21 protein-coding genes are annotated in these 25,020 nt (G+C 59.7%); 9 read left to right on the forward strand and 12 right to left on the reverse strand.

Annotated features, from left to right (window positions below; translation table 11 throughout):
* The first annotated feature begins 38 nt into the window (after positions 1-38).
* The 5 genes from AC07ZE_RS26285 to AC07ZE_RS26305 all read left to right on the forward strand — a co-directional run bounded on the left by AC07ZE_RS26285 (position 39) and on the right by AC07ZE_RS26305 (position 3,883).
* Complete coding sequence (locus tag AC07ZE_RS26285; protein ID WP_207267230.1) at positions 39-500, forward strand: GNAT family N-acetyltransferase; 462 nt, start codon at positions 39-41, stop codon at positions 498-500.
* 298 nt (positions 501-798) lie between these two features.
* Positions 799-1,455 carry a DedA family protein gene (locus AC07ZE_RS26290; protein WP_207267232.1) on the forward strand — a complete coding sequence of 219 codons (657 nt, stop codon included), beginning with the start codon at positions 799-801 and terminating at the stop codon, positions 1,453-1,455.
* A 6-nt stretch (positions 1,456-1,461) separates the two neighbouring features.
* On the forward strand, positions 1,462-2,274 hold the full coding sequence (locus tag AC07ZE_RS26295; protein ID WP_207267234.1) for a M90 family metallopeptidase: 813 nt from the start codon (positions 1,462-1,464) through the stop codon (positions 2,272-2,274).
* A 113-nt stretch (positions 2,275-2,387) separates the two neighbouring features.
* Positions 2,388-2,915 (forward strand): inorganic diphosphatase, encoded by a 528-nt coding sequence (ppa, locus tag AC07ZE_RS26300; protein ID WP_007933577.1) that lies wholly within the window; start codon positions 2,388-2,390, stop codon positions 2,913-2,915.
* A 221-nt stretch (positions 2,916-3,136) separates the two neighbouring features.
* Entirely contained in the window at positions 3,137-3,883 is a 747-nt protein-coding gene (locus AC07ZE_RS26305) for a LexA family transcriptional regulator (protein WP_207267236.1), read from the forward strand.
* A 982-nt stretch (positions 3,884-4,865) separates the two neighbouring features.
* Here AC07ZE_RS26305 and AC07ZE_RS26310 read toward each other — a convergent pair.
* From AC07ZE_RS26310 to AC07ZE_RS26365, 12 genes are all read right to left on the reverse strand, one after another.
* Positions 4,866-5,084 carry a hypothetical protein gene (locus AC07ZE_RS26310; RefSeq protein WP_207267238.1) on the reverse strand — a complete coding sequence of 73 codons (219 nt, stop codon included), beginning with the start codon at positions 5,082-5,084 and terminating at the stop codon, positions 4,866-4,868.
* Positions 5,081-7,264, reverse strand: a complete 2,184-nt coding sequence (locus tag AC07ZE_RS26315; protein ID WP_207267240.1) for a heavy metal translocating P-type ATPase — start codon at positions 7,262-7,264, stop codon at positions 5,081-5,083. The genes AC07ZE_RS26310 and AC07ZE_RS26315 overlap by 4 nt, the downstream gene beginning before the upstream one ends.
* Before the next feature lie 25 nt (positions 7,265-7,289).
* Positions 7,290-7,559 carry a DUF5676 family membrane protein gene (locus AC07ZE_RS26320; RefSeq protein WP_207267243.1) on the reverse strand — a complete coding sequence of 90 codons (270 nt, stop codon included), beginning with the start codon at positions 7,557-7,559 and terminating at the stop codon, positions 7,290-7,292.
* Positions 7,556-8,242, reverse strand: coding sequence for a methyltransferase family protein (locus tag AC07ZE_RS26325; RefSeq protein ID WP_207267245.1), 687 nt, complete (start codon positions 8,240-8,242; stop codon positions 7,556-7,558). Before AC07ZE_RS26325 ends, AC07ZE_RS26320 begins: the two co-directional genes overlap by 4 nt.
* 2 nt (positions 8,243-8,244) lie before the next feature.
* Entirely contained in the window at positions 8,245-8,532 is a 288-nt protein-coding gene (locus AC07ZE_RS26330) for a DUF2933 domain-containing protein (RefSeq protein ID WP_404940877.1), read from the reverse strand.
* A 170-nt stretch (positions 8,533-8,702) separates the two neighbouring features.
* On the reverse strand, positions 8,703-9,023 hold the full coding sequence (locus tag AC07ZE_RS26335) for a hypothetical protein (RefSeq protein WP_259332057.1): 321 nt from the start codon (positions 9,021-9,023) through the stop codon (positions 8,703-8,705).
* A 280-nt stretch (positions 9,024-9,303) separates the two neighbouring features.
* On the reverse strand, positions 9,304-10,113 hold the full coding sequence (locus tag AC07ZE_RS26340) for a YfaP family protein (RefSeq protein ID WP_207267249.1): 810 nt from the start codon (positions 10,111-10,113) through the stop codon (positions 9,304-9,306).
* 3 nt (positions 10,114-10,116) lie between these two features.
* Entirely contained in the window at positions 10,117-11,733 is a 1,617-nt protein-coding gene (locus AC07ZE_RS26345; RefSeq protein ID WP_207267250.1) for a DUF2300 domain-containing protein, read from the reverse strand.
* 1 nt (position 11,734) lies between these two features.
* Entirely contained in the window at positions 11,735-16,291 is a 4,557-nt protein-coding gene (locus AC07ZE_RS26350; RefSeq protein WP_207267251.1) for an alpha-2-macroglobulin family protein, read from the reverse strand.
* The gene (locus AC07ZE_RS26355) at positions 16,288-16,953 is read right to left on the reverse strand and encodes a DUF1175 domain-containing protein (protein WP_219739437.1); all 666 of its coding nucleotides are present in this window, start codon (positions 16,951-16,953) and stop codon (positions 16,288-16,290) included. Before AC07ZE_RS26355 ends, AC07ZE_RS26350 begins: the two co-directional genes overlap by 4 nt.
* A complete protein-coding gene (locus tag AC07ZE_RS26360; RefSeq protein WP_207267254.1) occupies positions 16,923-18,647 on the reverse strand; it encodes a DUF2138 domain-containing protein in 1,725 nt (574 codons plus the stop codon). The genes AC07ZE_RS26355 and AC07ZE_RS26360 overlap by 31 nt, the downstream gene beginning before the upstream one ends.
* Positions 18,648-18,682: 35 nt before the next feature.
* On the reverse strand, positions 18,683-19,471 hold the full coding sequence (locus tag AC07ZE_RS26365; RefSeq protein WP_207267255.1) for a YfaP family protein: 789 nt from the start codon (positions 19,469-19,471) through the stop codon (positions 18,683-18,685).
* A 353-nt stretch (positions 19,472-19,824) separates the two neighbouring features.
* Here AC07ZE_RS26365 and AC07ZE_RS26370 point away from each other — a divergent pair, with 353 nt between their 5' ends.
* The 4 genes from AC07ZE_RS26370 (at position 19,825) to AC07ZE_RS26385 (ending at position 24,989) form a co-directional block, all read left to right on the forward strand.
* Positions 19,825-20,067: an exodeoxyribonuclease VII small subunit gene (locus tag AC07ZE_RS26370; RefSeq protein WP_007894317.1), complete on the forward strand. Its 243-nt coding sequence runs from the start codon at positions 19,825-19,827 to the stop codon at positions 20,065-20,067.
* Complete coding sequence (gene ispA / locus AC07ZE_RS26375; protein ID WP_207267257.1) at positions 20,064-20,951, forward strand: (2E,6E)-farnesyl diphosphate synthase; 888 nt, start codon at positions 20,064-20,066, stop codon at positions 20,949-20,951. The genes AC07ZE_RS26370 and ispA overlap by 4 nt, the downstream gene beginning before the upstream one ends.
* 91 nt (positions 20,952-21,042) lie before the next feature.
* On the forward strand, positions 21,043-22,941 hold the full coding sequence (gene dxs, locus AC07ZE_RS26380; protein ID WP_207267259.1) for a 1-deoxy-D-xylulose-5-phosphate synthase: 1,899 nt from the start codon (positions 21,043-21,045) through the stop codon (positions 22,939-22,941).
* Between the two features lie 164 nt (positions 22,942-23,105).
* A complete protein-coding gene (locus tag AC07ZE_RS26385; RefSeq protein WP_207267261.1) occupies positions 23,106-24,989 on the forward strand; it encodes a TonB-dependent receptor domain-containing protein in 1,884 nt (627 codons plus the stop codon).
* The last annotated feature ends 31 nt before the right edge of the window (positions 24,990-25,020 follow it).

Here is a 25,020-nt window from a genome sequence, read left to right on the forward strand (position 1 = left end):
AAAGCAAGCAAGACAGCCACTTGAAGACGAGACCTACCATGCGGATTATTCAAGCGACCCTCGAACACCTGGATTTGCTGACCCCGTTGTTCGTCAAATATCGCGAGTTTTATGGTTCCCTGCCGTATCCGGACTCGTCCCGGGCGTTTCTCGAGAAACGCCTGCGCCGCAAGGAGTCGGTGATTTACCTGGCGCTGTCCGATGAAGATGACAAAAAGCTGATGGGTTTTTGCCAGCTCTATCCAAGCTTTTCTTCGCTGTCGCTAAAACGTGTGTGGATCCTCAACGACATTTACGTCGCCGAAGATGCCCGTCGCCAATTGGTGGCCGACCACTTGATTCGCACCGCGAAGAAAATGGCCAAGGACACCAATGCCGTACGCATGCGTGTTTCCACCAGCAGCAACAACGAAGTCGCGCAGAAAACCTACGAGTCCATCGGATTCAAGGAAGATACCGAGTTCAAGAACTACATATTGCCTATCAGCGACGAGCTGTAGGGCGACAATTAATAACGCTGCAGGAGCAAGCCTGTTCGCGATGATTGCGGACGATAACGCATCAAACCAGATGCCCAGTCGTGCCATTGGTTATTTTCGCGAGCAATCGAGCCTCGACCGGCTGCTCCTACAGTCGCCCCCTCGAAATCCCCCGCTACAATCTGGACGCGCTTTTCACCTGCCAAATCGTATAATGCCGACCTTTCCAATTTGTAAGAAAAATTACTCCCGTCTGTAGCCTTGCGCGCAGTCATCCGCACAGGCCTGCCGAGTCGGGCCGTCATCACAGGTGCCCTCCATGGAATTCAACCCGCTCGATCTAGTCCTGCATCTCGATGTTTACCTCGATTTGCTGGTCACCAACTACGGGCCATGGATCTACGCCATTCTGTTTCTGGTGATTTTTTGTGAAACCGGCCTGGTGGTCATGCCCTTTCTGCCGGGCGACTCGCTGTTGTTCATCGCTGGCGCCGTAGCGGCCGGCGGCGGCATGGACCCTGTACTGCTCGGCGGTTTACTGATGCTCGCGGCGATTCTGGGCGACAGCACCAACTACATCATTGGACGAACGGCCGGCGAGCGATTGTTCAGTAATCCGAACTCGAAGATCTTCCGTCGCGATTACTTGCAACAAACCCACGATTTCTATGACAAACACGGTGGTAAAACCGTGACCCTGGCGCGTTTCCTGCCGATCATCCGCACCTTTGCACCGTTCGTCGCGGGTGTCGCCAAAATGCCTTACCCGCGGTTTTTCGCCTTTAGCGTGTTGGGCACGATTCTTTGGGTCGGTGGCCTGGTTACCCTCGGTTTCTTCTTCGGTAACGTACCGTTTATCAAATCCAATCTGTCGTTGCTGGTGGTCGGGATCATCCTGCTATCGCTGGTGCCGATGATTATCGGCGTGATCCGCAGCCGCTTCGGCAACGCTGCATCAAAAGCCCATCCGCGCTGATTCACGATGTGGTCCCTGAGCACCTGGCGTCGCCGGCGCATCCTGGCCCGGCACCCGATTGCCGACGATATGTGGCAACGGGTGCGCCATCACCTGAGTTTTCTTGACGGCATCAGCGCCGCCGAAGACCAGTGGCTGCGCGAGGCCTGCGTGCTATTTCTGCAAGACAAACATCTGACCGCGCTGCCCGGTGTCGAACTGCATCAGGAGCAACGCCTGCTGCTTGCCGCCCAGGCCCAACTGCCGCTGCTGCACCTGGGCGATCTGAACTGGTATCAGGGTTTTCACGAAATCATTCTCTACCCCGACGACTTTCTCAGCCCCCAGCGTCATCGTGACGCCAGCGGCGTCGAGCACGAATGGGACGGCGAACACAGCGGCGAAGCCTGGCAGCAAGGGCCGGTCATCCTCGCGTGGCCCGGCGTCATGGCCAGCGGCGGCTGGGAAGGCTACAACCTGGTGATCCACGAGCTGGCACACAAACTCGACATGCTCAACGGCAACGCCAACGGCTTACCGCCGCTGCACGCCGACATGCGGGTCAGCGAGTGGGCCAAGGTCATGCAAGAGGCCTACGACGACCTCGACCGGCAACTGGAGCGCAATCCGGACGCCGAAACCGCCATCGATCCGTACGCCGCCGAAAATCCCGCCGAGTTCTTTGCCGTCACCAGCGAATATTTTTTCAGCGCCCCGGATTTGCTGCACGAGGCTTATCCACAGGTGTATGCGCAGCTGAAGCTTTTCTACCGGCAAGATCCGTTGGGCCGATTGAGGCAACTTCAGGCCACGCACCCTGTCTATCAGGCACACGACTAAGGTCTACACCCTCTCTGGTACGTGGCGTCGACCCAGGAATATGCCTATAATCGCCGCCACTTTTTGGTCAATCCGGCCAAGTGTTTTTGGTCAACTAACGGGGGCAACGCCCAATGAGCTACAGCAAGATTCCGGCTGGCAAAGACCTGCCGAACGACATCTACGTCGCGATCGAGATCCCGGCCAACCACGCGCCGATCAAATACGAAATCGACAAAGACAGCGATTGCCTGTTCGTTGACCGTTTCATGGCCACCCCAATGTTCTACCCGGCCAACTACGGTTACATCCCGAACACTTTGGCTGACGACGGTGATCCCCTGGACGTGCTGGTCGTGACCCCTTACCCGGTTGCTCCAGGTTCCGTGATCCGCGCTCGTCCGGTCGGCATCCTGAACATGACCGACGACGGTGGCGGCGATGCCAAAGTCATCGCTGTTCCACACGACAAGCTGTCCCAGCTGTACGTGGACGTGAAGGAATACACCGATCTGCCAGCCCTGCTGATTCAGCAGATCGAGCACTTCTTCGCGAACTACAAAGATCTCGAAAAAGGCAAATGGGTGAAGATCGAAGGTTGGGACGGCGCAGACGCCGCCCGCGCTGCGATCACCAAGTCGGTTGCTGCCTACAAAGGTTAAGAGCGGCTTCCAGCTTCACACCTTAAAAAAACCCCGGTGATCCGGGGTTTTTTGTGGGCGCTTGAAAAGCACCGCTTAAACGCATCGTTTAAAACGGCTTCCCTTGGTGTTTTTTTGTTTAATTTTCCTCAAGAACGTCTTACATCCGGTCGTAAATTTCCCTCGAAATTTGAACGGCTCGTTTATTCAAAGCCTTATGCCGGGTCAGTAGACTCGTGTTTATGAAAAAGAACACTAGCGGCCCTCGCTTTAAAGCACTCCTCGGATTAGCCAACATCACGACAACCGGGTTTGCCGAATTCCTGAACACGGCCCCGCAAAATGTCCATAACTGGTACACCCGCGGTGTGCCCGCCCACTGCATGGAAGAAGTCGCCAGAAAGCTGTCCGTCAACAGTGAATGGCTGAAAACAGGCGAAGGCCCCAAAGACGCCACGCACCTGCGCCTGCACGACGACTCCGGCAATACCTTCGACGCACAGTCCATTCGCGGCGTCTACACGGTTATCGAGCCCGCCGACGTCGAACTCCCCCTCTACAAGGAAACCCCCACAGCCCCTGGCTCCAGCAAAACCCACGTCGTCGAGGACCCCGGCCAAACCATCCGCCTGCCGCGCAACCACCTCGACACCCTGGAAATCAACCATGCCGATGCGATCTGCATCCACATGATTGGCAACAGCATGGCCGAACGCATAGAAGACGGCTCGACCCTGGCCATCGACCGCGGCCTGACCCAGATTGTGGATGGCGAGATCTATGCCATCGAGCACGACGGTATGCTGCGAATCCGATACCTGCACCGAATGCCGGGGAACGCGCTGCGAATGCGCAGCCATAACCGCGCAGAGCACCCGGACGAAATCTTCAGGCCGGCGCAAATCGAAGAGCAAAACATCAGGGTATTGGGCTGGGTGTTCTGGTGGTCGACGCTGAACAAACGCCGGCCACCGGTGCCGTTTCTTTAACGCCGAGGTGTTTTCATCGCGGGCAAGCCAGGGTGGCCACAGTACTTGTGGTTAACCCGACAGCCTTATCCCGCATACCAAGCTGGGAATTTCCCAAAAAAATCAGTATGCTGCGCCCCACATTTGCGCATCGACCCTTTCTTGAGGCTCAGATCGCACCGACAAGGCAGATGACTTTCTCGCCGAGTCCCACAGCCGGACGCAAGATCCGGGTGTACGTTTTGAAGGCTGGCGCGGTTTACCAAAAATGAATCAAGCCAGTCCCCGAGAAGCCGGCCACAAGCCGGCTTTTTAATGCAACAACACTTTGTAAATAGGTTTTTTCAGCCGAGTATCGAGCTAGCCCATACTCCCGGCACCTTGGTGTGGGCTGATTGATATTGCTCACGCTCACCTACTTCCGCTCGCTCCAACTCCATCAAGTCAGTCATTGATCTGACACAGTGATTTACCGCTCATGGCGCGTTGCGGGGAAGTCATTCCTGCCTGTCAACAATGTGCCATCACCCTTCCACAGCCTGAACCGGCGACGGTGAAGCGTAGTGACCACGCATACATCTTCGAGCGCTCTGTGACCGAGCTTTTCGCAGACGGGGTAAAACAACCCGAACGCATCTGAAGGTTGTACTGACTCGGCGGCCGACGCAGCGGGCGAGTGAGATTGGCCATTGCTGCCGCATCAGTGGGTAACTGCTTAACTTAAGCAGGGAGACTTCGGTATACGCTTACCCTGATTCTACTCATGCGCCATTTCAAAATCAGGCCATGAGCCGACCGAAGATCTCCACTTGGCTATTGCGAGCGCTGGTGTGCTGATGGCCACAGCAATTGTCATATTCACCACTTTCACCGTGTTCATGTCTGCCATGCCCATGCCTATGCCCACGACGCATGAAAAAGTCATGACAGGTGTGAACATAGCGAGCCAGAGCTCGGTTTACGTGCCCAATGCGTCGGGAATTCAGGTGAGTCGCATAAAGTATCAAGGCAGATTCTTCCTTTTCAGTTGCCGATTAGCCTCGGCCATGTCCTTATCGAATTGGCGGACGCCGCGGAAAACTTGCACTGCGACCAAAACCGGGCACAGCAGGAAAATCGCTGCTATGACAAACGATTTTCCGGTCAGCCCCAACAGGTAAAGCACGGTGGCGATGCCCACAACACTCACCAGTAGGCAGATAATTAAAATTTCGCGGTTCATGATTCAGCCTCCTGACTCAAGCCGATACGGGCACGTTTCAGCAACGCGGAATTGGCGATCACCGATAGGGAGCTGAGTGCCATCGCGGCGGCAGCGATGATGGGATTAAGCAGTCCGAAGGCCGCGATTGGAATGCCGATACTGTTGTAGATGAATGCCCAGAACAGGTTTTGTTTGATCTTGACCATCGTTGCGCGCGACAGCTTGATCGAGGTGACCACGTCGCGTACGTCGTTCTTGAGCAGGATAATGCCGCCGGTTTCCTTGGCGACATCGGAACCCGAGCCGATGGCGATGCCGATGTCCGCGGTGGCCAGGGCAGGCGCATCGTTGACACCATCGCCAACCATCGCCACGACCTGCCCTTCGCTTTGCAATTGACGAATCACCGCTGCCTTGTCGTCCGGCAAGACCTCGGCAATCACTCGCTCGATGCCGACCTGCCGCGCGACTGCTTCGGCAGTACGGTGGTTGTCGCCGCTCAGTAGCACGACCCTGATGCCGCTTGCCTGTAGCGCCGCAACGGCTTCAGCCGCTTCAGGCTTTATGGTATCGGCCACAGCAATTATCCCTAACAAGCGGTCGTCGACCCCGACCAACATAGCGGTCTTGCCATCGGCTTCCAGGCCGATGAGGTGCTCCTCGGCAACCTCGGTCGAAATGCCTTGGCGGGCGAATAAACGCCGATTTCCCAGCCAGATTTTGCGACTTTCGATACGGCCTTCGATGCCGTGACCGGCGATCCCATTGATGTCGCTCGCTTTCGGCAGGCTGATATCGCGATGCCGAGCGGCGCGCACTATCGCGGCACCAAGCGGATGTTCTGAACCGGACTCCACGGCGGCGGCGAGCATCAAAACCTCGTGTTCCGACGCTGTGCCTAGCGAAATCACATCGGTTACATTGGGTTCGCCCCGGGTAATCGTGCCGGTTTTGTCGAACACCACCGTGCTGAGTTTTTCTGCCCGCTCCAGCACTTCGCCGCCGCGAATGAGGATGCCGTTATCGGCCCCCTTGCCAACACCGACCATTAACGCGGCGGGCGTCGCCACGCCCAGGGCGCAGGGGCAGGAAATGATCAGCACCGCGATAAAGGCCAACAATCCCTGTGGAAAACTCCCCGCAACAGACCAGCCGACCAGGGCCAGTATCGCGAACGTCACCACCGCCGGCACAAAGTAGCCGGTGACCTGATCGGCCAACCGCTGGATCTGTGCCGTGCTGGTCTGTGCCTCCTCAACCATCCTGATGATCTGAGCCAGTGCGGTATCGGCACCGATCCTGCTCGCCTTGAAAGTGAGCACCCCACTGCCATTGAGCGTACCTCCGATCACCGGACTGCCCGGGTGCTTGTCGACCGGCATCGACTCACCGGTCAGCATGGACTCATCCACCGTTGACTGACCTTCACTGACATCTCCATCGGTGGGGATTTTCTCGCCGGGCTTGACCACCAGAAACTCGCCGGCCATGACGTTTTCTGCAGGCAAGTCGACCTCTTGCCCGTCACGAATCACATGCGCAATCGCAGGCTTGAGATCAAGTAAGCGCCGTACCGCCGCCGAGGATTTTCTCTTGATGATCTCCTCCATGTACCTGCCAAGCAGTACGAAGGCGATGATGACCGCCGACACCTCGAAATAGACGTCGCGCTCGGCCACCTTGACCGGCAGGACCTCCGGAAAAAACAACACCGCGACACTATAGAAATAGGCGACTGACGTGCCGAGGGCGATCAAAAAATCCATGTTGATGGTACGGGTGCGAATGGCGTTCCATGCCCCTTTATAGAAACTCCAACCACCGATGAACTGCACCGGTGTTACCAGCAGGAATAGCCATATACCCCATGTGAACCAAGGGAGCGCCGGGATCGGTACCCAAGTCAGCAGTGTGGCACCAGCAGCCAGTGCAATGAAGGCGCCTGCACGCAGCAGCGCCAAAGCCAGTACTCCAGTCAGGGCGATAGTGACGCGGGTTTTCATCGCCTTCAGTTCACGTTCCGGCGACTCGAAGGTGCGCAGGCAGGTATCGCTGCAAAAGTAATAGCTGCGCCCGCCACGTTCTCGTGACAATGCTGTGGTCTTATCGACCATCATCCCGCAGATCGGATCTTTCGCCATTTTTCCTGATGCCAGGGCCTGCGGATGCTGGCTGTGCTGCATGCGTGATTCGTTCATCGCGGCCTCCTACTCGAAGCGGCTATCAAGGCCTGCCATGGAGCTTGGCGGACAGCCAGGCAAACAAGGTGCCGACCATCGCGCCCCATACACTCAAGACCAGCAGTGGCCCGACGAAAGTCGCCACACTGTAGTCTTGGGGAGCTTGAAGGCGACCAAAGTCGAGTCCATGGAACAAAGCGCCGAGAAAAGCGATACCCTGCGCCGGCCATAGCGCATAGAGCAGCGCACAGATGGTGTAGGAAATGGCCATGGTCAGGGCCAGAGAAATGCCGGTTTTCCAGGGAGTGTTCATGGCTTTTTTCCTGAGCTTGGAGGAGCACCAGTAGGGGTGTTGGGACTGCGGGGGGTTGACCAGGGAAGGAACGCCGGAGTCTGTTCGCAGTAAGCGCGGTAGGCGTCGCCGAAGTGCGAAAGCATCTCCTGTTCTTCCCGCTTCGCCAGCTTGGCGTAGACCAACAGGAGGATTGGAAACATCACCAAGGTGATCAATGTCGGCCACTGCAACAGAAAGCCAAACATGATCAGCACGAAGCCAACGTACTGCGGGTGACGGATCCGCGAATAGGGCCCGTCGAGCGCTAGTTGCCCTGTATGTTGGGCCTTGTAGAGCACACGCCAAGCGGCCGCTAATAACCAGAAGCCGCCAGCGATCAGCAGGTTGCTGATAATGTGGAATGGCCCCCAGTGCGGATTGACCTTCCAGCCCATAACTGTTTCGAGCAAATGCCCAGCGTCGTGTGAGAGGAAGTCGATGGCAGGGAAGTTACGAGTGAGCCAGGGCATCAACAGGTAGATGGTCAGCGGGAAACCGTACATTTCGGTAAAAAGAGCTACCAGGAACGCCGAGAACATGCCAAAGGATCGCCAATCGCGGCTCGTCTTAGGCCGTGTGAAGCTGAAGGCGAACAAGATAAACACTAATGAGTTGATGATGACCAGCGACCAGAGACCGTAGGCCGATTCAGTATGGTTCATGATTAGTGCTCCTCACTTGCCGGCTGTGTGTGCTGTTCGTGCCTTTGCTGATGGTCGCTGTAGTCGTGGGGCATCAACAGGTGCACCAGTGGGCAGGTTGCTGATTGCAGATCGGGTATGGCGCTCTCCACGTGTGTTGTGTGCTCGGTTGGCTGTTTAGCCGCCGCTGCTTTGTCATGCGCAGCCTGCATTTTCTGCAGGTGATCGGTCATGGCTTTTAGTGAAGGCCGCCGACGCTGGTGCCGTGCTCTCGGTTGAGTCGCCTGGTGCGTCGGCCGGGTGGTGTGCATCCTCGGCAGAGGCTATGAACGCACTGCTGGCCAGGATGGCAGCCAGAACGAATTTGGAATGCATTTGCATGATGAGCTCCAGGGAATGTGAGGAATAAGCAGAAGTAGTTGAGCCGCGAGGTCGCACAGCAAAACCGAGCGGCCGGTACCCGGACACTCTGTAGGCGGGGTTAATCGTTGGATCGAACGAAAATCAGGCGGACTGGGCGTTCCGGCGGTGCGGGGCGTTTCAGTGCAAGAGCGGCGAAGGAGGATTTCTCCTCGGGGTTAAGCACTATTATTACTGCCGCAATTAGCAGCAAAATGGCGGCCCAATGGATGGGATCCAATGCAGGAGTCTGCAATGCAGGTTTTATCGCAATGGCGGTGTCTTCACAGTTCTGAAGGCAACCACTGGCGTGGAGGACATGACCATCGACCACATACTGCTCGGCATCGTGTGGCGCGGCTATATTGTGATCCGGTTGCACCAAACACCCCTGGATTGCCATCACGGCCACGGCTAACACCCATACCACGAGGGTAAGGTGCAATAGGCTTCGGCGGTGACAGCGGAACCAGTACATGAAGTACAACCTCGACTTTTTACGTCGTGTTGATATTCAGACTAGCTAGCAAAGCAATGGAGAGTTTGATCCAAATCAAACTAATTGATGACTTGATGAACGAGGTCAAGGCTTGCCTTGAATCGTCACTGGATATGGGCTGAGTTCCAAGATGCACAGGATCGACGGTCAGCAGGGTGCTGACTGATTGCATTCCATTACCCCCTCACGGATAACTAAACCCCTTAACCAACGTCAACTCCCCCACCGCCCGCATCGGCACCAGAAACGTTTCCATCTTTTCGCTCGGCGTCCCCTCTTCAGTAATCACCGTCACCTGTGCCGTCGTCAGCGGTTGCACCGCATCCTCTTGCCCCTCGTCATCACTGCGATAGCCTCCACCGAAGTAGTTCACATACACCAGATACTGCCCCCTGATCGGCGCCGGCATGGCGAAGATTTCCGGGCCGTAGCCGGTGGTGACGTCCACATCGAGTGCCGCGCCGTTGGGTACGACGCGGTCGCCGTACCAGATATGGGCGCCGTCGGGGGTGATGAGGTGCAGGTCGAGGTCGGTGCCGTCGCTGTCCCAGGCCAGCAACACGCGCAATTTGGCAGGTGTCGCCCCGCCACTGGCGTTGAGGAATTGCGTGCGCTGGCGATGTTGACCGTCGGGACTGCGGACTTCGACGCTGTTGCTGCCGTTGGGGAACGAGAACGGGCGATCGAAGCGGCCGGCGGGATCGATTTTCAATGGCATGCTGACGCCGTTGACGATCAGCCGGCCAGGGACGTTGGTCTTGGGTGTGGCGGTGATCTGGCCACTGATGCGTGCGGTGTTGGCTTGCCCTGCCGGCGTGTTGACCGAAGAGGCTGGGTAGTTGACGGTTTGGCGGAAGCTTTCGCCTTCACCTTCAGGGGCGCCGGTTCGCCACCCACCAGCAGGGGTATCGAGTTTGACGTCTTGCGCCATTGCCAGCGGCAAAACCGTCAATGAACAGAGCAACAGCAAGACCTGTGGAAAGCGGAGTGTCATGGTCTATTCCAGCAAAAGGTGGCGGGCGAGCCCTTCGATGTAGGATTCATCCTGGCCATTGGGGTGTGCTTCGAAGGCCAGGTGCAGGTATTCGTGGGTCAGATCGAGGCGGTCCTGCAGCGAGAGCACACCGCGCACGTAAATACGCTGGCGTTCACGGTCGACGTAGGGCCGGCCGAAGGCCAGGCGGCAGACGGCGAAGGTGCTGACTTCGTTGTAGCCGGTTTCGCTTTCCAGCCTCGGGCGCCAGCCGCGCCGCTGCTTCTGCAGCCAGTCCTGTGCGGCGGGCAACGCTTCGCAGGAGGCGACCGGATTGTCCCAACGGCTGAGGCTCGCGCGCGGGTAGGCGTGCAGAAGGATGGCGTCGTAACGCTGGCCGGTGTTGGCCTGTTCGACGGCTTGCTGCCAGGACAACTTGTCCGGGCCGGGTTGGTCGGCGTGGTAGGTAACGGTACTGCCGGCCAATACCAGATCGCTGGTCCATGCGGCGATTTTGCGCGACTCGATGGAGGCCGGACGCGGAGCGACCCGCTGGCGCTGACTGCTGTCGTCGATGATCAGGCAATCGCCATGGCGCGCAGCGTTTTGCAACAGGTAGGTGCGGATGGCCACGGCCAGGGCTTTGGCGGCTTCGACGGGCTCGGGTGTGGCTTCGCGCTGTAGCACGCGGGCGACATACTCTTCGCGGTCCAGGCGGGCGACAAGCTTGTCCTTGAGTAAAAACAGCTCGCCGTCGCTATGGATAGCGAGTTGATTGCCATTGGTGAATTCGACGCGGTAATCCCCTAGCAACTGCCCCGAGCGCGCTTCGCTGTTGCCCGACAGCACCCGTTCAAGCGGATAACGGGAGAACAGGCCGACCTCAACGCAACGCCCCGCATCGGAGGGCCATCCAACAGGCACGACTGCCGACAATGCCTCAGCGTAATCACGCAATACACGCTGACTGGTTCCACGCCCACCGGCCCAGATCGGCGTGCCGTCCGTTGTCCAGCCAGCGAATCCGCCCTGGCGGGAGGCAGCATCCTGATCGCCCAACCAGCTCCAGGTTTTCACCCGCAAACGGCTGCCGAATTCGCCCACGAGATTGCCGTCGGCGGCATCCAAAACCACATCGAGCAGCACTCGTCGCGCCTGTTCCTGCGCCGGCATCACCGCCAACACGCGCAGCAATTGCGCCACCGACACCCGGGTGGCAGGCTGCAATAACGGCAAGTTCAGCAGCCACTCCGGTGCCTGTCGCGCTTGCCAATACGCTCGCCAGTCCGGGCCGGAAATACCCAGGCGCCCCGGCTCGAAATACAAGCCACAGGATTTCACCAACGCCTGATCACGCTCGATCTTGCCGCCCGCGGTGCAGCAATACACTTCCTCTTTGGATTGCCCGCGGCATTCATACGCCGGTTCACGTGCGCCGGTGTCCACCAGCCAACCGTACACAAACAGCTTCCACACACTGCCCAATGGCGTCTGCAGCGTATCGGGCAACGGCTCGCGCGCCAGCAACTGAGTCCTGTTCAACGACAGCAATTCGCCCTTGAACGCCAGACGCAATGGCTCGTCCTGCGCCAGGGTCAGCGCAGGAATCAAACACACCCAACAGACCAGAAGCCGGAACATGTCAGTGGACCGTGACCTGACCGAGCGCCGGTTTCTGTTCCTGGGCCCGATGCTGCGGTGCATACACCTGGGTGAAACGCACGGGCGGCAGGTTGAACTGCCCCTTCTGCGAAAATCGCACCAAATGCCGCAGACGCAGTTCCCCGCTCAACGCATCCACCGGCACCGCATAGGCCAGCTGCCCCGGTTCGAAACGGGCTTTTTCCAGCGCCGTCGGTTCGGTGCCGGCCTTGCCCATGAGTTTGATGCCCCATGTCGTACGCTCGACATCCGCACCCGGTGGCAGCGGCACTTCGAGCAAGCCATAGCGCAACGGTTTCGCGGCCTTGCTGGTGAGGATCACTTCGTCCAGGTACAGGCTGTCGCTGGACAGCGGCGCGGTGCCGACCGCTTCGAGTTTGAAGGTGAAGGCCTCGTCCCCCGGCACCAGTCGCGACAGGCGTCGGGTGATGTTCACGTCCATTGGATCAACTTGCGGTTGCCGGGTCTGGAAACTCAAGGCAGCGCGCAGCGGACGTTCTTGCGCACCGGTCAGCGACAACAGGGTGGGTACCTGAGCGCCCTGCCACTGCCAGTACACCTCACCGGTCACGCCTCGCGCCTGCTTCCAGCTTTCACCCGGAGTGAGTGCCACGGCGGGTGCAGTCTGTTCGATGCTACGTTGCAGCCAGGTCAGGGCGAGTGCCCGTTCCAGGGTTGATTGTTGCGGCAACAAACGTTGCAACAACGCCGTCGCGCGGACCTGATCGAAGGGTTGCAGCGACAGGTTCAAGGCTTCGGCAAACGGCTGGGAGCTGACAGCCAATCGCTGTTGTGCGTCGCCCAGTTGTCGGTTGAAAGCGTCCGGCAGTGCGACCTTCGATTGCTTGGCCAGCGAGGCTGTCATTACCCGGGCAGCCGCCAGGCCAAGCGCCGAATCCGGATCGCTCATGACGAGGCTGTCGTCCTCCGCATCCATCATGTTCGCGGCGTTGCCCTCGCCGGCTTGCGCCAGATCCTCCATCAAGCCGGCGAGCAAGGTACTCACCGGTAACTGCATTTGTCTGGCGAACGACAGGATCAGCGCACGCTGCAACAGCGGCGTGTTTTTCGCCTGCCTGGCGTAGACCTCCAGCACCCGCTGCCAATGCTCCGGCGGCAGATTCAGTTCCAGCACTTGGCTGGCGTGCCAGTCGGCGAAATAGGCGTAAGCGGTGAGGAACGCGTCCGGCTCGCCGTCCATACCCCACCAGGTGAAGCTCGCCGACGGCCCGGCCATTTGCACCAGGCGCAAGCGGCTGTTCTGCATGATCAGGCGCAGGCGATCACGGATCTGCGGATTCGACGACAGGGTTGGATAAGCGATGCTCAGCGGCAGCAAGCGACTGGCCGTTTGCTCGACACCGCCGTACGGATAGCTCAGCAGATCATCAAGGGCCGAACGGAACAGCGCTTGCGGACTGTCATCCAGACGCAGGCGGATATCCGTGGCATCCGCCGGCAAGGTCAGCGACGTTTCACCACTGCCGACGTCCAGGCTTTGGCTTTGCGTGACCTGCCAACCTTCGCCGCTCGCGGTCAGGCGCACGGCCAAGGCATCGGCGGTTTTACCGTCCTGCACAAGTTCGGCGGTCCACTCGCCACTGGCCCATTCGAACCCCGGCAGCGCAATGTAATTGATGCCGCTATTGAGCGTGACCGGAACGCGTTGTTCGCTGCCCTCATAATGAGTCACCAGCTCTGCCTTGACCGGGTTTTCGGCCTGACTGAAGGCGAACACACCAAGATCAGGCTTATCGCCCGAACGGAATTTACTCGGCCCGCTCCACTTCAAGTACAGCGGTTTCTCCGAACGCACGAACTGCTTCTTCTGCCCGACCTGACCGTCATCGGCGATGGCCCGGGCGGTGATGCGCCAACGGGTCAGTGAGTCAGGCATCTTGAAGGTGAACCGGGTCTTGCCGTTGGCATCGGTCACCAGCTCGGGTTGCCACGCAGCGGTGTCGACGTCTTCACGACGCGGCCGCTCCAGCACTTTCACCCCACGCTCGCTGCGGTTGGCCTTGCCCGGTGCACCCGGGCTACCCGGCAGCGCGACGTCGTAGCTGATGAACGACAGGCTGGCGCTGGTACGCACGTTGTTACGCCGTGGATGGTAGAAAAACTGGTCAATGCTCGGCGCCACTTCCGGCTGCAGCGCGTAGACCATTTCGTCGACGACGCTGACGGTCAAATGCGCCGGGACCGGTTTACCGGCAAACTGTGTGGTCAGGTCCACGGACACGGTGTCGCCGGGCTGATAGGTGTCCTTGTCGGTAGCGATGGCCACGTCGATCTGCGGCGCGATCACCTTGATGCCTGCGTTCTGGAAGCTGTACTGACCGCCCTTGGTGTACAGCACCGAGAATGTCAGGTTCGGCGTGAAGCTGTCCTTCACCGGGATGCGGGCGCGGTATTGGGTGTCGCTGAGTTTTTCCATCTTCAGCCAGTCACCGCCCCGGGAGAGCAACGCCGTGGCCTCGACCTTGTCGCGCTCCAGCGACAGCAGTGCATCGCTGATCGGCTCGGGGAAGGTGATCAGCGCCAACGCTTCATCGCCCGCCTTGTACTCGGGCTTGTCGAGGACGATTTCCACAGTGCCGGGTACCGCTTTGACGCCGTCGCCGGTGACTGAATGACCTGTAGCACCGAGGGTTCGACCGTGCTCATCCCTGAGGGTCAGGTTGTAAGTGCCCGGACGCTCGAAGGCCAGGCTGAAGCCTTTATCGGTGGCCGTCAGTTTGCCTTCGCCGGTGCTCTGATCCTCCAGTCGTACCCAGCCGTAACTGCTCGGCGCAATCGATTGAGCTTGCTCACTTTGATTGGCATAAGTGAACGCCACCTTGTCGCCCACCGCACTGAAGCGCTGCGGTGCGCTCAAGCGGAAATTCGCTGCACCACGATCGATGAGGATTTCCTTGGTGGTCTTGACCCGATACGCCGCGCCATCGCTGGCGAACACGGTGAGCATGTAGCGGCTCGGTTTCTCGGCGGCCGGCAGGTCGAGGGTGGCGCTGCCCTTGGCATCGGTGGTCAGCTCGGTACTGGTCAGTTCCACCGGGAACTGCCCGAGATACTGAAGCTCGTTGTCGACCATCGACAATTGCTGGGCCCGCAGGTTCAGGCTGAGCTTTGCATTGGCCACCGGTTTACCGTCCGGGTACAGCAGCACCAGATTGCCTTTGACCGGCTCACCGGCACGGTAATCCTGCTTGGCCAGGTTCAGCGAAATCTCGAAGTGCGGCTTGATGTATTCGGCCACGCGAAAGGCGCTGCTGTAGGCCTGGTCCTTGTAGTTGAACCGCAACTCGTAACCACCGGCCACGGCATTATCGGGCAACTGAAAACGGCCTTGGGTGCCGGCCTTCGAATCGAGTTTCAAGTCCAGGCTTTGCAGCGCGGTACCGGTCGCATCCAGCACGGTCAAGTTGACGTCGGCGGCCGCTGGCCGCACCGAATCCCGGGCATTCTTGAACTCGCGTCCGACGATTTTCAGCGACACCCAATCCCCCGGCCGATACAGCGGTCGGTCAGTGAATGCATAGAGTTTGGTGTCGTAGATCTCGCTGTCGTAGTAGAAGTTTTCCGAGACAAAAACACCGCCCTCCTCATCCTCGCCGATCACGAACGAACGTTCCGGGCTGACGTGTTTCAGGCGCAACAATCCCTCGGCATCGGTGGTGCCGCTGCTCATCACGCCCAAGCCATCGGTCCACAGCACATTGACCTTGGGCACCGAACGGCCTTCGTGTTTGCGCGCGGCCCACACCAGCAATTCATCGCCGGCAATCTTGCTCACCGCCACGGTGTTGGAGACAAATACCATGGTAGTCGCGCGGTACTTGCCGATCAGCGCTTCCACCAGGTACAGACCCGGCTTCAGGTTGCCCAGCGGGATATAGACGTTGCCGGGCGCGACGCTGACGAACTCACTGGAGGACCCGGCCAGAGCCACACCGGCCGGAGGCTGGATCGGCTTGGCTTGCCACAAGGGATAACGAAATTGACTGACCACCGGCAGACCCGGAATCAACGCGAATTGCGGCTGCGCGTCGAAGGGCGTTGGCGCGGCCATGGCGGCGCCCATCTTCAGCTCCGGCACTTCCTCGGTGACTTGTTTACGCGACTCGTAGGAAAACGCCCGCTGCATCACCCGACGGGATTTGCGGTACCAGTTGTCCCACAGGTACGCCAGGGTGTTCGACAGGCCTTCGCCCTTGAACTGGCTGTCGCTGACCACACGGTGCAGGTTCTTCTGGCGCTTGAGGAAGTCCAGCGGCTTGTCGATCCGATACACCCGAATGTCCGCACCGCCGTAAGGCTCCATGCGGAACCGGCGATAGTCGCGACCGGGCGCTTCGAGGCGCACCATTGCCTGTTCATCACTGGCAAAACTGCTGTCAGCCAGCAGGAAAAAACTTTCACCGGCTACCGGCGTATAACCGCTCGGCTCGACGCTGTCTTCGGCCTGCACCGCCGAAAAAGGCAGCGCCATAACCCACAGCAGAGGCAGAAAACGCAGCATGCGCGCACCGATCATTGGGAGAGAAAATTCAGTCGATAGACGCCTATGAAGTTGGGGTTGGCGGCATCGGGTATCCATCGGGTGTCCTTCCATGTCATGAGTTGTTGCAGGCTTGCCGAACGCATGCCGTTATCGGTGGGAGTCGTGGTGCCGGTGTGATAGGCGATGTAGCGGCCCATCCAGATCATCAGGTGCTGGTCGTCGCCCTGATCGAAAAACATCAGGTCGCCGGGACGGGCCTGGGCGACGTCACGACCGACCAGATGACTGTTGAACTGGATCAGCTTGATCGCGTTAACGTACGGCCCGACCTTGCCGCCGCCCTGCTGCCATTGCTGGGCGAGGCCGCGCTGAACATCGCTCAGCTGCAACTCCGGCGGCAGGTAGCGATTGGACAGACCGTTGCTGCGCAGCCATTTGTCGTCGTGGACTTTCAGCGCTTCGTTGGCGGCGAAGCGCACCAGCCCGGCGCAGTCTTGCTGATACCAGCGCGGGCTCGGGCCTTGGGTCAATTGCTCCTGAGCGATGCGCACGAACCAGGCGCGGAATACCTGGGATTGCTGCACATCCAGCGCCGGGGTTTCGATGGCCAATACCTGCCCCGTCAGCAACAGCGCCAACAGGCCGATGTTTCGGATCAGTCCAGTCACAGCGTTTTCCACTCCAACGGCAGCCATTGCCAGTGGCCGTCAGGTTCGCTGCCTTCGGGCAGGGTCAGGGCGTACTTGCCGTAGCCGCCGAGCGTGCGCAGTTTCGGGATCAGGTAGGTTTGCGCGGCGTTATAGAACACCGGTTCCATGTCCTGGGGCAGGCTATCGAGGGTTTCCTGCTGCATCAGTTGCGCCATGGAATCCGGGCCGAAATAGATCGGCATCAGCAGGTCTTTCGGCACCACATCCGCCATGGGCGGGAAGCGTTTGTCGAGGGTGCCGAGCGCCTTGTCCACCAGCTTGTCGTCGAGGGAAAACAGCAACGTCGAACCATGCCGCGCCAGGCTCACGCGCATGAACGCCTTGCCGCTGATCGCGTCTGGCTGCTCGGCGTCCCTGGCGGCATACGGGCCGAAATTGGAGCTGACCTGACGCTGCCATTGATGGGTTGTGCCTTCCTGCTTCTCGACGACCGGGAACGCATGTTCTTCGACCTTGCCTTCATAAGCGCCCACCATCGAACCGAACAACTTGCCCAGATCACCATCGAGTCTGCCGCTGTCTTCTTCCTTGAGGCTGGCCACCAGCAACGGCGTGTACAGCCGCGAATCGGCGTACCAGCACAGGCCTGCGGCACCCGCCATGTGTTCGATCAACGCCTGGGCTGTGTTCTCTTCGGCGCCAAGTTTCACCAGCAACGGCTTCTGGTGTTCGACCGCGAGCGGCAAGGCCACGCAGGCGCTGGCGCCCATGGGCATGGCTTGCCAGATCGGTTTGAAATCGAAATCCGGCTGGTTGTCCAGTTCGTCCATGGCGAGGAAGCTGTGCCAGCCTTTGTCGTCCATGTCGAACCGCAGGCCGGCGAAGTTCGGGATAAAACGCTGGTACCCCATGGCCAACACACTGGCATTGACCGATAGCCGCTGCTTGACCTCCGGTGCACGGGGTTGCAGACCGAAGGCTTCAGGGAACAGTTTGTCGCCGCTGAGCAGCGCGGCAATGGCTTGGGTCGACACACTGCCCGGCTCTTGCGTGACCCCGCTTTGGGGATCGTAGAGCTTGGTCGGATTCGACATCACCACCAGTTTGTCGCCATGGGAGGCAAACAGCAGCGCCTTGCTGGCGTTGTAGGTGAGCTGATAAAGCGCCACGTCATCGGCGCCGACTTTCACGTCAGCAATCTTGCTCAGTTGCGAATCATCCAGCGCCACTTTCGCCAGGGGCTCGAGCACCTTGGCCAGGCCGCCGCGATCCATCACCAACAGGAAATCCCTGAGCCGCCCGTCCGCCCCACGCCACAGCGCCACATCGGCCGGCTGATCGAAGAGCTGCTCGATCAACGTGTCCTGCAACTTCAGGTCGTGCTCGTAAATGATCCGCCGCAGACTGCCGATCAGCCCGAGGCGGTCGGCGTGGGTTTCGTAATAGAAGACGAAATCTTCGGTCAGGGTTGCCTTGAGGAACGGCACTGCCAGCAAGTCCTTGGGCAACTGGCTCAGGGAACGGGTTTCCAGCAAGCCATCGGGGCGGCTCATGCCGAGTTTTTCAGCCGCCAGTTGCGGGGCCGGGGCTTTGCTTTTTTGCATCAACCAGCCCATGCCGGCGGCCACGCCCGCGACCAGACACGCACCGACCACAATGGCCGGCCAACGGCGTGACGGTTTGACGCTCGGTGTTTCGGCGGCCGGGGGGACTGCCGGTAAATCGTTGCTGTCGCTCATGAATACAAACCCAATTCATCCGTGGTGCGGGATGCTCAATAGTTGAAAGTCTTGACCAGCAGCAGGTCACCGATCGCGCGCAAGGGCACGATGAAGGTCTCGCGCTTCTCGTCGACGGTGTTTTCGTTGAGCACCAGATTGATCTGCGAGGTGATCACCTCGTTCTGGTTGCCGGCCTCATCGAAGTTATAGCCGCCGCTGCCGAAGTTGCCCCAATAGTTCACGTAAACCAGATAGGTGCCATGCAGCGGCGCGGTCATGGTGAACATTTCCGGGCCGGGCCCATCGACGCCATCCGGGTCGAGGCCGCCGCCGTTGCTCATCGCCGGACGGGCCCAGAACGCATGCTGACCATCGGGGGTAACGATGTGCAGGTCGAGTTCGGCTTTCGGATCGTCCCAACCCAGCACCACGCGAATCCGCGCAGGCGTGCGCAGATTATTGGCTTCATAGAATTGAACGCGCTTGAGCGACTGGCCTTCGGCGCTACGCACTTGGACGCTGTTGGAACCGGCACCGAACGCGTACGGCCGGGCGAAACGCCCCTGATCGTCGGTGTACAGATTCAGTGGGTTGCCGTTGACTGCCAGAGTATGCGGACCGCGTTGCGTGCCGATGGCCTTGAGCTGGCCTTCGATCATCGTGCGGTTACGCTGCACGCCCCGGTCAATGGGTGGCGTGGGATAGGCGACTTGCGGGTTTTGCGTACGATCCAGCAAGCCATTGAAGCGCCAGCCGCCCACCGGCTCCGACAACTCGGCACTCGGTGCGGCCAAGGCCGGCGCGCAGGCCAGCCCGATCAGCAGCAAAAGAAACGAACGCATGTGACGCCTCCTGCCATGCATGACGAAACCTTGCGCCTGATCCTCGGCGCGTTACAGAGGTAGATACTGCGTTTCGTCTGAAAGACCCGAGAATACAGGGTCTGATATGGCACGAAGGTTAGACGGGCAGGTATTTTTTGACAATCGGATGCGTCTGGATTTGCGGGAGGAATCACGGTGAGCCGATTAGCGTTCCTGTTCGGCTCACAAAATGAGCCGAATAATCGTAGCGTTGAGTCGCCACAGGACTGGTTCAACCCAGGAAAGGATGGCGCAAATCCCCCGCTCATTTGCCCATAAACCCCCTATCTGCTAGTGTCGCGCCGGTTTAACGTCAACCGGAAATCGCCGCCATGGCCCGCAAAAAAGCTGCACTGGATTTCGAACAGTCCCTCGCCGACCTGCAAACGCTGGTGGAGCGTCTGGAGAACGGTGAATTATCGCTGGAAGACTCGTTGACCGCTTTCGAGCAAGGCATCGGGCTGACTCGCGATTGCCAGGCGGCGCTGGCCCAGGCCGAGCAAAAGGTTCAGGTGCTGCTCGAGCGCGATGGCGAGCTGGCCGAGGAACCCTTCGACGCGGATCAACCAGAATGATTGCAGCGTATTCGGCGACCAGCCAGGCCCGTGTCAACGCGGCCCTGGAAACCCTGTTCACCGCGCCGGGCCCGGAGCTGGCGCGTTTGTATGAAGCCATGCGCTACAGCGTGATGAACGGCGGCAAGCGCGTGCGTCCACTGCTGGCTTACGCCGCGTGCGAAGCGCTGGGCGGCAAGGCCGAGCAAGCCAACGGCGCGGCCTGTGCGGTGGAGTTGATCCATGCTTACTCACTGGTGCACGACGATTTACCGGCGATGGACGATGACGATTTGCGTCGCGGCCAGCCAACCACTCACAAGAAATTCGATGAAGCCTGCGCGATCCTCGCTGGCGACGGTTTGCAGAGCCTGGCCTTCAGCGCCCTGCTCGACCCGCGCCTGAGCGACGCCAACGCCGAGATTCGCCTGCAGATGGTCAGCGCCCTGGCGCAGGCCGCAGGCCCGGCGGGCATGGTCGGCGGTCAAGCCATCGACCTCGGCTCGGTCGGCCTGAAACTCGATCAGAAAGCCCTCGAATACATGCACCGGCACAAAACCGGCGCGTTGATCGAGGTCAGTGTCAAACTCGGTGCCCTGGCCAGTGGCCGTGCCGAGAAGGACGAACTAAAATCCCTGCAGACTTATGCACAGGCCATCGGCCTGGCGTTCCAGGTCCAGGACGACATCCTCGATGTCGAAAGCGATACCGAAACCCTGGGCAAACGCCAGGGCGCCGACATTGCCCGCGACAAACCGACCTACCCGTCCCTGCTCGGTCTCGACGCCGCCAAGGCCTACGCTCTGGAACTGCGCGATCAGGCCCTGCATGCCCTGCGACCGTTTGACGCGGCAGCCGAGCCCTTGCGCGAACTGGCCCGTTATATCGTCGAACGCCGCAACTGACGGCGTATCCGCCAAAAAAGACCAACGCGTGGGCAGGGACCGATGCATCAGGTAAACTGCCGCATCTTTTATACCTATAACGATTCGCCTGATGCCCACGACGTTTCATGAGATTCCCCGCAAGCGCCCGACCACGCCCCTGCTCGACCGTGCCAACACGCCGGACGGCCTGCGCCGGTTAGGCGAAGCCGAGCTGGAAACCCTGGCCGATGAGTTGCGCCTGGAATTGCTCTACACGGTCGGTCAGACCGGCGGGCATTTCGGTGCCGGCCTGGGCGTGATCGAGCTGACCATCGCGTTGCATTACGTTTTCGACACCCCGGACGACCGGTTGGTGTGGGACGTGGGTCATCAGGCTTATCCGCACAAGATCCTCACCGGTCGCCGCGAGCGCATGAGCACGCTGCGCCAGAAGGACGGTATTGCCGCGTTCCCGCGCCGCTCCGAGAGCGAGTACGACACCTTTGGCGTCGGCCACTCCAGCACCTCGATCAGTGCCGCGTTGGGCATGGCGATTGCCGCCCGGCTGCAGAACAGTGATCGCAAGGCGATTGCCGTGATCGGCGATGGTGCCCTGACCGCCGGCATGGCGTTCGAAGCGCTGAACCATGCGCCGGAAGTGGACGCCAACATGCTGGTGATCCTCAACGACAATGACATGTCGATCTCGCGCAACGTCGGCGGCTTGTCGAACTATCTGGCGAAGATCCTTTCCAGCCGCACCTACGCCAGCATGCGTGAAGGCAGCAAAAAAGTGCTGTCGCGCCTGCCCGGTGCCTGGGAAATTGCCCGTCGCACCGAAGAATACGCAAAAGGCATGCTGGTTCCCGGCACGCTGTTCGAAGAACTGGGCTGGAATTACATCGGCCCGATCGATGGCCACGACCTGCCGACCCTGATCGCCACCCTGCGCAACATGCGCGATCTCAAAGGCCCACAGTTCCTGCACGTCGTCACCAAAAAAGGCAAAGGTTTCGCCCCGGCCGAAGTCGACCCGATCGGTTACCACGCCATCACCAAACTTGAACCATTGGATGCCCCGGCCGCCGCGCCGAAAAAAGCCAGCGGACCAAAGTACTCCGGTGTATTCGGTGAATGGCTGTGCGACATGGCAGCGGCCGACCCACGTCTTGTCGGTATCACGCCGGCGATGAAGGAAGGCTCCGACCTGGTGGCCTTCAGCGAACGCTTCCCGCTGCGCTACTTCGACGTGGCGATTGCCGAGCAACACGCCGTGACCCTCGCTGCCGGCATGGCCTGCGAAGGCGCGAAACCGGTAGTGGCGATCTACTCGACGTTCCTGCAGCGCGGTTACGACCAGCTTGTCCACGATGTGGCGGTGCAAAACCTCGACGTGCTGTTCGCCATCGACCGCGCCGGTCTGGTGGGCGAAGACGGCCCGACCCATGCCGGTAGCTTCGACCTGTCGTTCCTGCGTTGCATCCCCGGCATGCTGGTGATGACCCCGAGTGACGAAAACGAGCTGCGCAAAATGCTCACCACCGGCCACTTGTACGAAGGCCCGGCGGCGGTGCGCTATCCGCGCGGCAATGGCCCGAACGCGGCCATCGAAAAAGACCTCGAACCGATCGAAATCGGCAAAGGCGTGGTTCGCCGCCAGGGCAGCAAGGTCGCCCTGCTGGTGTTCGGCGTGCAACTGGCCGAGGCGCTGAAAGTTGCCGAGAAACTGGACGCCACCGTGGTCGACATGCGCTTTGTCAAACCCCTGGACGAAGCACTGGTACGTGAAATCGCCGCCCGCCACGAGCTGCTGGTGACCGTCGAAGAGAACGCGATCATGGGTGGCGCCGGCGGAGCGGTCAGCGAATTCCTCGCCCGGGAAAACATCCTCAAGTCGGTGCTGCACCTGGGCTTGCCGGATATTTACGTCGAACACGCCAAGCCTGCACAAATGCTGGCTGAGTGTGGGCTGGATGAAGCCGGGATCGAAGCTTCGATTCGCGAGCGACTGCAGCTGCTCAACCTGTAAATCTCTGGATGCATGCAAAACCTGTGGGAGCGAGCCTGCTCGCGAAAGCGGAGTGTCAGTCGACTTGGTAACTGACTGACATACCGCCTTCGCGAGCAGGCTCGCTCCCACATGCTTACGTACCTTTCAAACCTGTGTTCGCTCCAAAGCACCAACGGACTGCCATGAAACTCTCCCCCCTCGCCCTGACGCTGACCCTGCTACCGGTCGGCCCGCTGCTGGCCGATAACTTCGAGCGCGATCAAGCCTTGAAACTGCCCGACGTGCTGATCAGCGCCAACCGCCAGGTCGAAGCACGCAACGACAGCAGCGCCGCCAATACCGTATTTACCCGCGAAGACATCGATCGCCTGCAGCCAAACAGCGTGACGGATCTGTTGCGCCGCGTACCCGGCGTGCAAATCGCACAAACCGGCGGACGCGGCAGCCTGCCGGGAGTTTACATTCGCGGCACGCAATCGGCGCAAAGCCTGGTGCTGGTGGACGGCCAACGGATCGGCAACTCGACGTCCGGCGACAGCAACCTGCAACACATCAACATCGAACAGGTCGAGCGCGTGGAAGTGCTGCGCGGCTCCCGCTCGGTGATCTATGGCAGCGACGCAATCGGAGGGGTGATCCAGATCTTCACCCGTCGTGGCAGCGAACCCGGTTTGCGCCCACAAATGCATGTGGGCGTTGGCAGCAATCAAACCTGGGAACGTAGCGTTGGCCTATCCGGTGGTGACGAAAACACCCGCTTCAACCTCGGCGCCAGCCTCGATGAAACCGCGGGGATCAACCGCACCCATGAGTCCTATCCCAGTGATGGCGACCATGACGCGTACCGCAACCAGGCGTTCAGCCTGAGCCTGAGCCATGCCCTCAGCGACGACATCGAAATCGGCGCCAATGTGCTGGATAACCGTGGCAAAAGTGAATTCGACAACCCGTTCGGACGCTTCGACCTGGACACTTTCGAGTCGGTCCAGCAACAGCCCTACAGCGAATTCGACGTGAGCAGTGTCAGTAGTTACGTCGACGCGAGGATCAACGATCTCTGGAAAACCCGTATCGAATTCGGCCACAGCGAAAACCGCGAGAAGACCCTCGACAAGCTCAGCGATGAACGCAGTGTGTTCAACACTTATCGAGACTCGTTGAGCTGGCAGAACGACTTGACGCTCAATGAGCACAACAGTCTGATCCTCGGCGGCGACTGGTACGAAGACCGGATCAACAGCAGCACGGCCTTCGACGAAGACAGCCGCTGGAACCGTGCAGCGTTCATTCAGCATCGCTACCGCACCGACAGCTTCTCCACCGAACTGGGTCTGCGCCGCGACCAGAACCAGCAATTCGGCGGCCAGAACAGCTGGAGCGGTACCTTTACCCTGCCGTTGAACCCGGCCAACGATGTGCTGCTGACCTACAGCGAAGGTTTCCGCGCGCCGACCTTCAACGACCTGTATTACCCGGACTTCAGCAACCCGGACCTCAAGCCCGAAACCTCGAAAAGCTATGAACTGCAATGGCGCAGTCAATTGACCGAGAGCAGTCGCCTGGAAGCCTCGCTGTACCGAACCGACCTGAAAGACGCGATCATTTTCGGCAGCAACTCACGACCGGAAAACGTTGCGTCGGCACGGATCAACGGCTTCGAAGCGACATTGAAGCAGGAACTGTTCGGCTGGCAGAGCAACCTTGGCGTGGCTATCATCGACCCGAGGGACCGCGATAGCGGACATACCCTGGCCCGTCGTGCGCGACGCACCTTGAGCCTGGACCTGGATCGGCAGTTCGACCGACTGGGCCTCGGCGCCAGTTGGCAGGCGGTCAGCAGCAGCTATGACGACTTGAACAATCAACAGCCATTGGGCGGCTATGCCTTGCTGGGGTTACGCAGCAGCTGGGAACTCAATTGCGAGATCAAACTGGAGCTGAAGGTGGATAACCTGCTGGACAAGGGTTACAGCCGGGTGTTGTACAGCCATGAAGGCAGCCAGTATGGGTATCGCGAAGAAGGTCGGGCGTGGATGTTTGGGGTGACCTGGACCCCTGAACTCTGATGGTGTCGGGGCTGGCCTGCTCGCGAAGGCA

Source organism: Pseudomonas sp. GW101-3H06 (genome assembly GCF_059424605.1).